Annotated in this window: 10 protein-coding genes; 9 read left to right on the top strand and 1 reads right to left on the bottom strand. The window is 34.8% G+C overall.

The window, feature by feature from the left end:
* Positions 1 to 14 precede the first annotated feature (14 nt).
* Positions 15 to 1,229: a NupC/NupG family nucleoside CNT transporter gene (locus PYW44_RS11750; protein ID WP_002508590.1), complete on the bottom strand. Its 1,215-nt coding sequence runs from the start codon at positions 1,227 to 1,229 to the stop codon at positions 15 to 17.
* Positions 1,230 to 1,384: 155 nt separating this feature from the next.
* On the opposite strand from PYW44_RS11750, the gene PYW44_RS11745 reads away from it, so the two are divergent.
* The 9 genes from PYW44_RS11745 (at position 1,385) to cysS (ending at position 13,022) form a co-directional block, all read left to right on the top strand.
* Positions 1,385 to 1,846 carry a CtsR family transcriptional regulator gene (locus tag PYW44_RS11745; RefSeq protein WP_021339721.1) on the top strand — a complete coding sequence of 154 codons (462 nt, stop codon included), beginning with the start codon at positions 1,385 to 1,387 and terminating at the stop codon, positions 1,844 to 1,846.
* 16 nt (positions 1,847 to 1,862) lie between these two features.
* On the top strand, positions 1,863 to 2,414 hold the full coding sequence (locus tag PYW44_RS11740; RefSeq protein ID WP_002511349.1) for a UvrB/UvrC motif-containing protein: 552 nt from the start codon (positions 1,863 to 1,865) through the stop codon (positions 2,412 to 2,414).
* Entirely contained in the window at positions 2,407 to 3,417 is a 1,011-nt protein-coding gene (locus tag PYW44_RS11735) for a protein arginine kinase (protein ID WP_021339720.1), read from the top strand. Before PYW44_RS11740 ends, PYW44_RS11735 begins: the two co-directional genes overlap by 8 nt.
* An 11-nt stretch (positions 3,418 to 3,428) precedes the next feature.
* Positions 3,429 to 5,891: an ATP-dependent Clp protease ATP-binding subunit gene (locus tag PYW44_RS11730; protein WP_002511351.1), complete on the top strand. Its 2,463-nt coding sequence runs from the start codon at positions 3,429 to 3,431 to the stop codon at positions 5,889 to 5,891.
* A gap of 344 nt (positions 5,892 to 6,235) precedes the next feature.
* Positions 6,236 to 7,612: a DNA repair protein RadA gene (radA, locus tag PYW44_RS11725; protein ID WP_002508585.1), complete on the top strand. Its 1,377-nt coding sequence runs from the start codon at positions 6,236 to 6,238 to the stop codon at positions 7,610 to 7,612.
* A gap of 73 nt (positions 7,613 to 7,685) precedes the next feature.
* Entirely contained in the window at positions 7,686 to 8,744 is a 1,059-nt protein-coding gene (locus PYW44_RS11720) for a PIN/TRAM domain-containing protein (RefSeq protein ID WP_021339719.1), read from the top strand.
* Positions 8,745 to 9,192: 448 nt separating this feature from the next.
* The gene (gene gltX, locus PYW44_RS11715) at positions 9,193 to 10,650 is read left to right on the top strand and encodes a glutamate--tRNA ligase (protein WP_069802619.1); all 1,458 of its coding nucleotides are present in this window, start codon (positions 9,193 to 9,195) and stop codon (positions 10,648 to 10,650) included.
* Between the two features lie 346 nt (positions 10,651 to 10,996).
* Positions 10,997 to 11,638, top strand: coding sequence for a serine O-acetyltransferase (gene cysE, locus PYW44_RS11710; protein WP_031266086.1), 642 nt, complete (start codon positions 10,997 to 10,999; stop codon positions 11,636 to 11,638).
* Positions 11,622 to 13,022 carry a cysteine--tRNA ligase gene (cysS, locus tag PYW44_RS11705; protein WP_002508581.1) on the top strand — a complete coding sequence of 467 codons (1,401 nt, stop codon included), beginning with the start codon at positions 11,622 to 11,624 and terminating at the stop codon, positions 13,020 to 13,022. The genes cysE and cysS overlap by 17 nt, the downstream gene beginning before the upstream one ends.
* The last annotated feature ends 1 nt before the right edge of the window (position 13,023 follow it).

Genomic DNA, 13,023 nt, shown 5'->3' with positions numbered 1-13,023 from the left:
TTTTATATTAAATTTTAAATAAAGAACCCTGCAATGGCTGCAGAAATAAATGAAACTAAAGTAGCACCGAATAATAATTTTATACCGAATCGTGCTACTACATCGCCTTTTTCGTTGTTAAGCGATTTGATTGCGCCAGAGATAATACCGATAGAACTAAAGTTTGCGAATGATACTACGAATACTGAGATAACACCTTTTGCGTGTTCACTCATGTTTTTAACTTCACTTAGACTTTGCATTGCTACAAATTCATTTGATAATAATTTCGTTGCCATAATAGAACCAGCTTGTACAGCTTCATTCCATGGCACACCTACTAAGAATGCGAATGGTGCAAATACGAAACCGATTAGTGTTTGGAAGTCCCAAGTAATACTACCACCTGAAATACCAGTGAAAATGGCACTAACTAAGCCATTTAGTAAAGCAATAATAGCAATATAACCAATTAACATTGCGCCTACGATGACTGCTACTTTAAACCCATCTAAAATGTATTCCCCTAACATTTCGAAGAAGGATTGCTTATTTGTTTCACTTTCTTCAAGAATTAATTTATCTTCTTTTGGATCAACTTTGTAAGGGTTGATGATAGAAGCAATAATGAAACCACCGAAGAGGTTTAACACGACTGCTGTAACAACAAAACGTGGTTCAATTAACGCGAAGTAAGCACCGATAATAGATGCAGACACGGTAGACATTGCTGAAGCAGTTAAAGTATAAAGACGTTGACTTGGAATATGAGCAAGTTCCTTTTTCAACGAAATAAATACTTCTGATTGTCCCAAAATTGCTGCTGCAACAGCGTTATATGATTCTAAACGACCCATACCATTAATTTTAGATATAACTAAACCTAAGACATTAATAATTACAGGTAAAATACGAGTATATTGTAAAATACCAATTAATGCTGATATGAAAACAATTGGTAATAATACGTTAAAGAAGAATGGAGGATTCTCTGGATCTATGTATTCAAATCCACCAAATACGAAATTTACACCTTCTGCTGCTTGTGCTAATAAGTAATTAAAGCCTGCTGAAATACCACTAATGACTGTAATCCCAAATTGTGTTTTTAACAAAATAAACGCCATGATAAGTTGTATTACAAGTAATAACCCAACATATTGCCAGCGAACATTTTTTCTGTCGGAGCTGAAAAGAAAGGCTAACCCAAGAAATACTACAATCCCAATTAAACCGATGATAATATGCATATTTTTCATCCCTTTTATTTTTTTCTTACTACCTATAATACAATAAAAGTGAGAGCACTTACATCCTTAAACTAATATTTTTTAATCATATTGGTTGAAAAAGGTCAAAGTTGGTCATATAATATAGTCAAAGAAGGTCAAAAGAGGTGATAATCATGCACAATATGTCTGACATCATAGAACAGTACATTAAGAAATTATTTGAAGACACCAATAAAGACGTTGTAGAACTTCAACGTACAAATATTGCACAGCGCTTTGACTGCGTGCCTTCTCAACTGAATTATGTAATTAAAACACGTTTTACAAATGAACATGGTTATGAAATTGAAAGTAAAAGGGGTGGCGGTGGGTACATCCGAATCACCAAAATTGAAAATAAAGATGAAACAGGTTACATTAATCACTTACTTCAATTAATAGGACCATCCATTTCTCAGCAACAAGCATATTACATTATAGATGGTTTATTAGATAAAAAATATATCAATGAACGTGAAGCAAAAATGATTTATGCTGTCATTGATAGAGAAACATTAAAAATGGATGTATTATCGAGAGATATTATACGGGCTAATATTATTAAACGTTTATTACCTGTAATAAATTATTACTAAAGCGAGGTGTTTAGTCGTGCTATGCGAAAATTGTCATTTAAACGAAGCAGAAGTTAAATTAGCAGTAAAAGGACAAGACGGTGTAAATGAAAAATGGGTTTGTTCGACATGTGCTCAGGGTGGCAATCCTTGGACACAAAATCAACAGTTACAATCCCAAGATGATATTGAAGGCGCATTTGTGGTAAAACAAATTTTACAGCACTTAGCAGCTAAACATGGTATTGATTTTGATGAAATTGCTTTTAAAGAAGAAAAAAGATGTCCTACTTGTCATATGACGTTAAAAGATATTGCACATGTTGGTAAATTTGGTTGTGCAAACTGCTATGCAACTTTTAAAGATGACATTGTCGACATTGTGCGTCGTGTGCAGGGTGGTCAAATAGAACATACAGGAAAAACACCTCGATCTTCGCATAGAAAATTAGCACTAAAAAAACAAATTGAAGAAAAAAATTCATATTTAAATCAGCTTATTGAAGATCAGAATTTTGAAGAAGCTGCAATTGTTCGGGATGAAATTAAAGCATTGAAAGACGATGGCGAGGTGAAACATGATGAGTGATAATGATATTAGTGCATACATGAGTGAATGGATGCGCGATAAAGAAGAAAGCCCTGTCGTGATGTCTTCAAGAATCCGATTGGCTAGAAACTTAGAAAATCATGTCCATCCATTAATGTTTCCGTCAGAGCAGGATGGTTATAGAGTGATTAATGAGGTACAGGATGCGCTTCCTGACTTGTTTATGCAACGCTTAGATACTATGGATCAGCAAAGCAAGTATAAACTTGTTGCGAAACATCTCATAAGTCCTGAATTAATCAGACAACCTGCCTCAGCAGTGTTGCTCAACGATGATGAATCATTGAGTATCATGGTGAATGAAGAAGATCATATTCGAATTCAAGCTATGGGAAATGATTTATCACTGCAAACATTGTACGAGAATGCTTCTACTATAGATGATACACTTGATAGTGAGTTGGATGTAAGTTTTGATGAAACATTAGGTTATTTAACAACTTGTCCGACAAACATTGGAACTGGCATGCGTGCGAGCGTGATGCTTCATTTACCTGGTTTAACAATTATGAAGCGTATGAATCGCATCGCTCAAACGATTAACAGATTTGGTTTTACGATAAGAGGAATATTTGGTGAAAGTTCGCAAGTTTATGGCCATATTTATCAAATTTCAAATCAACTGACTTTAGGAAAAACGGAAGAAGAAATCATCGAAAGTTTAACTGAAGTTGTACAACAAATCATTAATGAAGAAATGCAAATTCGCGAACGTATGAACCGTCACAATCACATTGAAACATTGGACCGAGTATATCGTTCGTTAGGAATATTAAAATATAGTAGACTGATATCTATGGAGGAAGCATCACTGAGATTAAGTGAAGTGAAACTCGGTATTGATTTAGGCTATATTGAACTAGAAAACTTCAAATTTAATGAGTTAATGGTAGCAATACAATCGCCATTCTTATTAGATGATGAAGATGACAGAGTAGTAAATGAAAAAAGAGCAGATATATTAAGAGAACATATAAATTAGGAGGTCATGCTATGCTATTTGGTAGACTGACAGAACGTGCACAGCGTGTATTAGCACATGCTCAAGAAGAAGCAATTCGCTTAAATCATTCAAATATTGGAACAGAACATTTACTTTTAGGGTTGATGAAAGAGCCTGAAGGTATTGCAGCTAAAGTATTAGAATCATTTGAAATTACTGAAGAAAAAGTAGTAGAAGAAGTAGAAAAATTAATCGGCCATGGTCAAGAACAAATGGGCGCTTTACACTACACACCTCGTGCGAAAAAAGTCATTGAATTATCAATGGATGAAGCGAGAAAATTACACCATAATTTCGTGGGAACAGAACACATTTTACTTGGTTTAATTAGAGAAAATGAAGGTGTAGCAGCACGTGTATTTGCAAACTTAGACTTAAATATAACTAAAGCACGTGCACAAGTTGTTAAAGCATTAGGTAGTCCAGAGTTAAGTAATAAAAATGCACAAGCTAATAAATCTAATAACACACCAACCTTAGATAGCCTTGCACGTGACTTAACTGTTATTGCAAAAGATGGCACACTAGATCCAGTTATTGGTAGAGACAAAGAAATTACAAGAGTAATTGAAGTTTTAAGTCGTCGTACTAAAAATAACCCAGTACTGATTGGTGAACCAGGTGTAGGTAAAACTGCAATTGCAGAAGGCCTGGCTCAATCGATTATTAAAAATGAAGTGCCTGAGACACTTAAAGGCAAACGCGTAATGTCACTTGATATGGGAACAGTTGTAGCTGGCACGAAATATCGAGGCGAATTTGAAGAGCGTTTGAAAAAAGTAATGGAAGAAATTCATCAAGCAGGTGACGTTATACTATTCATCGATGAATTACACACATTAGTTGGCGCAGGCGGTGCGGAAGGGGCTATTGATGCATCAAACATCTTGAAACCTGCACTTGCACGAGGAGAACTACAATGTATCGGCGCAACGACATTAGATGAATACCGTAAAAACATTGAAAAAGATGCGGCGCTTGAACGTCGTTTCCAACCAGTTCAAGTCGATGAACCAACAGTTGAAGATACAATTGAAATCTTAAAAGGATTACGTGATCGTTATGAAGCACATCACCGTATTAACATTTCTGATGAAGCGGTAATTTCAGCAGCTACTTTAAGTCACCGTTATGTTTCAGATCGTTTCTTACCTGATAAAGCAATCGACTTAATTGATGAAGCAAGTTCTAAAGTTAGACTTAGAAGTCATACTACACCACCGAACTTGAAAGAATTAGAACAAGAAATTGAGCAAGTTAAAAATGAAAAAGATGCTGCAGTACATTCACAAGAATTTGAAAATGCAGCAAATCTTCGTGATAAACAAACGAAATTAGAAAAACAATACGAAGAAGCTAATAATAATTGGAAGAACGCACAAAATGGCGACAATACTTCTTTATCAGAAGAAGATATCGGAGAAGTTATCGCTGGCTGGACTGGTATTCCATTAACGAAAATTAATGAAACTGAATCAGATCGTTTATTAAACTTAGAAGATACACTTCATAACAGAGTTATTGGACAAAAAGCTGCTGTAACGTCTATCAGTAAAGCAGTTAGACGTGCGAGAGCTGGATTGAAAGATCCTAAACGTCCTATCGGTAGCTTTATCTTCTTAGGTCCTACAGGTGTAGGTAAAACTGAATTAGCTCGTGCTTTAGCAGAGTCTATGTTTGGTGAAGATGACGCAATGATTCGTGTGGATATGAGTGAATTTATGGAGAAACATGCAGTCAGTCGTTTAGTTGGGGCGCCTCCAGGTTATGTAGGACATGATGATGGTGGTCAATTGACTGAAAAAGTAAGACGTAAACCTTATTCAGTTATCTTATTTGATGAAATTGAAAAAGCACATCCAGATGTATTTAACATCTTGTTACAAGTGCTTGATGATGGACATCTTACTGATACAAAAGGACGTCGTGTAGATTTCCGTAATACAGTAATTATTATGACATCAAACGTTGGTGCACAAGAATTACAAGATCAACGCTTTGCAGGTTTCGGTGGCGCATCAGAAGGCCAAGATTACGAAACAATTCGTAACACAATGATGAAAGAATTGAAAAATGCTTTCCGTCCAGAATTCTTAAACCGTGTTGATGATACTATTGTATTCCACAAACTTTCTAAAGAAGAATTGAAAGAAATTGTAACAATGATGATTAACAAACTAACAGGTCGTCTATCTGAACAAGATATCAACATCGAAGTTACAGATGCCGCAAAAGAAAAAATTGCTGAAGAAGGCTACGATCCAGAGTATGGTGCTAGACCATTAATTCGTGCAATTCAAAAAACAGTAGAAGATAACCTAAGTGAATTAATTTTAGACGGTAATCAAATTGAAGGTAAAAAAGTCGAAATTGATCATGATGGCAAAGAATTTAAATATAATATTCAAGATAGAAAAGAAAAAAAGAAAGATAAAGAAACAACAGAATCATAAGTTTAATCACTAAAAGTGAGCTTTTTAGATTATAGCGCCTCTCAAATGTGTTAGTTCGCCTTTGAGAGGCGCTTTTTATTTAATAATAGAAAATTTAAATCATTCTTTAAAAACTAGGATATCATTTTCATTCGATAAATTTATAATATTATTGGTAGTATATATCTATGCATGGTATTTTATAAAAACAGCTTTAATGTAAGTGAAGTTAGAGACAGGTATGAGCAAATGTAATTGAAAAGACTAATCGTAAAGACCGCAGTGAGTTAAATAAGATTAAAATTTGTTTTTAAACAGGTTGAGGTATAAAATAGATTTGTTCAATGAAAGATGGAGGTGCAATAGTGGCCAAGAAGAAAGTTGTTTTTGAATGTATGGCATGTGGTTATCAGTCCGCAAAATGGATGGGCAAATGTCCAAATTGTGGTGGCTGGAACCAAATGGAAGAAATTGTTGAGCAAAAGGCGGCAAGTCCAAAACATGGCGTGCGCAGTCGTGATCGCGACAACGTTTCAAAAGTACAGAAGTTAAATGAAATTAAACAAGAAACGACACCACGTGTTAAAACCAAGTCAGACGAATTTAATCGTGTGCTCGGCGGAGGTATCGTTAATGGTTCGCTCGTATTGATTGGTGGAGACCCTGGTATAGGGAAATCAACATTACTATTACAAATATGTGCGGCACTATCACAATCGCATAACGTCTTATACATAACAGGTGAGGAATCATTAAATCAAACTAAGCTAAGAGCTGAAAGATTGGATGAAGATTCAAGCGAACTTAATGTATTTGCAGAAACTGATTTAGAAGTCATTCACGAAACAGTAAAACAATTAAAACCGGATTTACTTGTAGTTGACTCAATCCAAACGATATTCCATCCGGAAATTAGTTCAGCACCAGGCTCAGTGTCTCAAGTAAGAGAAAGTACACAAAGCTTAATGAACATTGCTAAACAAATGAATATTGCAACATTTATTGTGGGACATGTAACAAAAGAAGGTCAAATTGCTGGTCCACGTTTATTAGAACACATGGTAGATACAGTACTTTATTTCGAAGGTGACGAACACCATGCATATCGTATTTTGAGAGCGGTGAAAAACCGTTTTGGTTCTACAAATGAAATGGGTATTTTTGAAATGAAACAAAGCGGATTGAAAGGTGTTAAAAACCCATCCGAGATGTTTTTAGAAGAACGTTCGACAAATGTGCCTGGCTCGACTATCGTCTCTACAATGGAAGGCACGAGACCCTTACTCATAGAAGTTCAAGCTCTTGTTACGCCAACGACATTTAATAATCCTAGACGGATGGCAACGGGTATTGATCACAATCGTTTGAGTCTGTTGATGGCAGTCTTGGAGAAAAAAGAAAATTATTTACTGCAACAACAAGATGCGTATATTAAAGTTGCAGGTGGTGTAAGATTAACAGAACCTGCTGTTGATTTAGGTATCATTGTGGCAACTGCTTCAAGCTTTAAAGATCTAACAGTAGATGGTTTAGATTGCTTTATAGGAGAAGTTGGACTGACTGGAGAAGTGAGACGCGTATCTCGTATAGAGCAACGTGTACAGGAAGCAGAGAAACTCGGATTTAAACGTATTATTATTCCAGAATCCAATATTGGCGGCTGGCAATTCCCTAGTGATATTAAGGTCATTGGCGTGAAAAGTGTTCACGAAGCCTTAAAATACGCTTTGACAAAACAATAAAGTAAATTCCCAAAATCTACAGATGAGAAAACATTTAATCTGTATAACTTTATAGAGAAAGGGGTGTTAGAACTTGAACATGATAAGAATCATTGTTATTTTGTGTTATGTTATTTTAGGCGCTAGTTTAGGCGTATATCTTATTCCAGAAATTGCTGTGGATACTGGATTAAGTGATTATATGTTATTAACTAATAACTATTTCAATGGACTACTTGGTATTGTTATTTTCTTTTTAATTTTTGGTTGGTTTATTAAAAAAGCGACATTATCGTTGAAAGAATTAGAACAAACTATAATGCGTCAAAGTGCTGTAGAAATTTTGTTTGCTACAATTGGACTGATGATCGGTTTAGTTATTTCTGTTATGATATCATTTATTTTTCAAATTATAGGTAATAATGTGTTGAATCATTTTGTGCCAATCATTGTTACAATTATTTTAGGTTATTTCGGTTTTCAATTTGGCTTACGCAAACGTGATGAAATGTTATTGTTCTTCCCGGAAAATATGGCGCGCTCGATGTCTATTAACGCACGTAATGCAGTGCCAAAAATTATTGATACAAGTGCTATTATAGATGGTCGCATTTTAGATATTATAGAGTGTGGTTTTATTGATGGTGAAATACTCATACCACAAGGTGTCATCAATGAATTGCAAGTTGTTGCTGATGCAAATGACAGTGTGAAACGTGAAAAGGGTCAACGAGGGTTAGATATTTTGAATTCACTATATGATACTAATCATCCTACGCGTATTATTCATCCGACGAAGTCTCATAGTGACATCGATGCAATGTTAATTAAGTTAGCACAGCACTACAGAGCACATATTATCACTACTGATTTCAACCTCAATAAAGTGTGTCATGTGCAAGGTATTCAAGCGTTAAATGTTAATGATTTATCCGAAGCGATTAAACCTTCAGTACATCAAGGTGACCGTTTTAACTTATTACTTACTAAAATGGGTAAAGAATCAGGACAAGCAGTTGGATACTTAGATGATGGAACAATGGTTGTTGTAGATAATGCCAAGAAACATATCGGTGAGTATATTGATTTAGAAGTAATCAGTTTATTACAAACGTCATCAGGAAGAATTATTTTTGCAAAAAAGATTAATTAAATAAATTACTAAAGGTTTTATATGAAATGTAGCTAAAATTGTTACAGTTTCACATGAAACCTTTTTTTGATAGTTGAATATAATTTTTATAAAAATTGTGTGCTGATCACTTTGGATTTAAGCACAGTGATTTCATATTAAGCTTTAAAGTGCTACAATAGATAGCGAAATTGTATTACTATAAAAGGAATGACGAGTGTGTAGCATGTGTGTGAAAGTACACAGTTTTTTGGATAGTGATACTTTTAAAAATTATAAGCTATGGTATTATTAATAAGCGTAGAATAACAAACTTATTAATGGTTGAGCGTCATTATTATTGTTAACGACATAAAGTTAAGTTGATACACGTTCAGCTTTTTTGATGTGTGTATGAGTGTAACAAGTGATGAAACATAAAGCGCTATAAAAACATTACTAATTAATATTAAAAACGGGAGTGAACATAATGAGTGATCGTGTAAGAGTTAGATATGCCCCAAGTCCAACAGGTTATTTGCATATCGGTAATGCAAGAACTGCATTATTCAACTATTTATTTGCTAAACATTATGATGGAGATTTTGTAATTCGTATAGAAGATACGGACAGTAAACGTAATCTAACTGATGGCGAATCTTCACAATTTGATAATTTAAAATGGTTAGGCATCGATTGGGACGAATCTGTCGATAAAGATAAAGGTTATGGCCCTTATCGCCAATCAGAACGTGGCGAGATCTATAATCCGCTTATTCAGCAATTATTAGATGAAGACAAAGCGTATAAATGTTATATGACTGAAGAAGAACTTGAAGCTGAGCGTGAACAACAAATCAAACGTGGAGAAATGCCACGTTATGGTGGGAAACATGCACACTTAACTGAAGAAGAGCGTCAACAATTCGAAGCAGAAGGTCGTCAACCTGCCATTCGTTTCCGTGTTCCTAAAGACACAACGTTCACTTTTGAAGATATGGTTAAAGGTGAAATTTCATTTGATTCAGATAATATGGGTGACTGGGTTATTGTTAAAAAAGATGGTGTACCTACGTACAATTTTGCAGTAGCTATTGATGATCACTACATGGAAATTTCAGATGTTATTCGCGGCGATGATCATATTTCTAATACACCAAAACAATTAATGATTTATGAAACGTTTGATTGGGAAGCGCCTAGATTTGCGCATATGTCACTTATCGTTAATGAAGAACGTAAAAAATTAAGTAAACGTGACGGACAAATCCTACAATTCATCGAACAATATCGTGATTTAGGTTATTTACCGGAAGCATTATTTAACTTTATTACATTGTTAGGCTGGTCACCAGAAGGCGAAGAAGAAGTTTATTCTAAAGAAGAATTCATTAAAATCTTCGATGAAAAACGTTTATCTAAATCACCTGCATTTTTCGACAAGCAAAAATTAGCATGGGTGAATAACCAATATATGAAACAAAAAGATACTGAAACAGTATTCGAATTAGCTTTACCACACCTTATCAAAGCAGAATTACTACCTGAAAATCCAAACGAAGCAGATTTGGAATGGGGTCGTAAACTTGTTGCGCTTTATCAAAAAGAAATGAGTTATGCTGGAGAAATCGTTCCTTTATCTGAGCTATTCTTCCGTGACGAACAAATTTTAGGTGACGATGAACAAGAAATCATCGAAGGTGAACAAGTACCAGAACTAATGAACCACTTATATGGAAAGTTAGAAGCACTTGAACCATTTGAAGCGGCAGAAATTAAAAAAACAATCAAAGAAGTTCAAAAAGAAACTGGTATTAAAGGTAAACAACTATTCATGCCAATTCGTGTTGCTGTAACAGGCCAAATGCATGGACCAGAATTACCAAATACAATTGAAGTATTAGGTAAAGAAAAAGTGTTACTACGTTTGAAAAACTACGTTAAATAAAGAGGGTTGCGTGCGATGATATTGTCTCAAGGTGAAAATACTTGAAAAATTACATCGAACCACCTATTATTAAAATTGAAATGGCCTTAGGATTAGTAAGCGATGAAATGTGTCAAGAGAGTGTGCGGTTGCTGTGAGCACACCACTGAAATTGCTGAATGCACCTTTGTGTTAATGAACTAAATAAACTTTAATGAGTGAAGATAAGTTGTTTTATATTTTTAACCATACTTATGGTTAAGGTAATCAACTTATATTTAAAAATAAGAGTGGAACCGTGCAAAGCACCTCTAACAAGTCAGTTAGAGGTGCTTTTTTTAATAAGGAGGTAGCAACCTTGTTTAAGATATTGAAAAGAATAAAAGATGATGTAAACATGGTGTTTGAACAAGACCCAGCTGCGCGCACTACATTGGAAGTTGTCACTTCTTATGCAGGTATACATGCAGTGTGGAGTCATTTGATTGCGCATGAATTATATAAAAAGAAGAAATATATATTAGCAAGATTAATTTCGCAAGTTGCACGCTTTTTCACAGGTATTGAAATACATCCTGGGGCTAAAATAGGCAAACGTTTATTTATTGACCACGGTATGGGTGTTGTTATTGGAGAAACATGTAATATAGGAAATAATGTCACGATTTATCAAGGTGTTACATTAGGCGGTACTGGTAAAGAACGAGGTAAACGTCACCCTGATATAGGGGACAATGTATTAATAGCTGCGGGCGCCAAAGTACTAGGTGATATTAAAATTGATTCGAATGTGAACATAGGAGCAAACTCAGTTGTGTTAAATTCTGTACCAAGTTATTCAACAGTCGTAGGTATACCGGGTCATATCGTTAAGCAAGATGGTAGACGCATTGGTAAAACGTTCGATCACCGTAACTTACCAGATCCTGTTTATGAACAATTGAAAGAATTAGAAAAACAACTTGAGAAAACAAGAAATGGAGAGATACAAGATGATTACATTATATAATACGTTAACACGTCAAAAAGAGACGTTTGAGCCTATTGAACCAGGTAAGGTTAAAATGTATGTTTGTGGACCAACAGTATATAATTATATTCATATTGGTAATGCAAGACCTGCAATTAATTACGATGTAGTTAGAAGATATTTTGAATATCAAGGATACGAAGTGGTATATGTGTCGAACTTTACTGACGTTGACGATAAATTAATCAAGCGTTCTAAAGAATTAGGTGAATCTGTAGAAACGATAGCGGATCGTTATATCGATGCCTTTTACGAAGATGTAGGTGCACTAAACGTTAAAAAAGCAACATCTAATCCACGTGTCATGAACCATATGGATGATATTATTAAGTTTATTAAAGAACTAGTAGATCAAGGCAATGCTTATGAAAGTGGTGGCGATGTATACTTCAGAACACGTAAATTTGAAGACTACGGTAAATTAAGTCATCAATCATTGAATGATTTGAAGGTAGGCGCTCGTATAGAACAAGGTGAACAAAAAGAAGACGCTTTGGATTTCACATTATGGAAACAAGCAAAACCAGAAGAAATAAGCTGGGATAGTCCATTTGGTAAAGGTAGACCAGGCTGGCACATTGAATGTTCTGTAATGGCATATCATGAACTAGGGGCAACAATTGATATTCATGCGGGTGGCACAGATTTACAATTCCCTCACCATGAGAATGAAATTGCACAATCAGAAGCACATAACCATGCACCGTTTGCTAACTATTGGATGCATAATGGATTTATCAATATTGACAATGAAAAAATGAGTAAGTCGTTAGGTAATTTCGTGCTTGTTCACGATATTATAAAACAAATTGACCCTGATGTATTACGTTTCTTTATGATTAGTGTACATTATAGAAGTCCAATTAATTATAATGTTGAACTTGTTGAAGCAGCTAAGAGTGGGTTAGAGCGTGTACGTAACAGTTATCAAGCGATTGAAGAACGTGAAGCGATTGCGACAAATATTGAAGATCAATCTGCATATGTAGAAGCAATTGATGATATTTTAAAACAATTTGAAACAGTAATGAATGATGATTTTAATACAGCCAACGCAATTACTGCATGGTATGATTTAGCAAAACTAGCTAATAAATACATCTTAGAAAACACAACTTCTACAACAGTAATTGAACGCTTTAAACAAGTATATGAAATTTTCAGCGACGTACTTGGTGTGCCACTTAAAGGTAAAGAGAGCGACATGCTTTTAGATGAACAAGTCGAAGCGTTAATAGAAGAAAGAAACAAGGCGAGACAAAATAAAGACTTTGCGCGTGCAGACGAAATTCGTGATGACTTAAAAGCACAAAATATTATTTTAGAAGATACAGCGCAGGGTGTGAGATTTAAACGTGGCTAAT

Source organism: Staphylococcus equorum (assembly GCF_029024965.1).
Lineage (GTDB): Bacteria > Bacillota > Bacilli > Staphylococcales > Staphylococcaceae > Staphylococcus > Staphylococcus equorum.
This window is presented reverse-complemented; position numbering and strand designations above follow the sequence as displayed.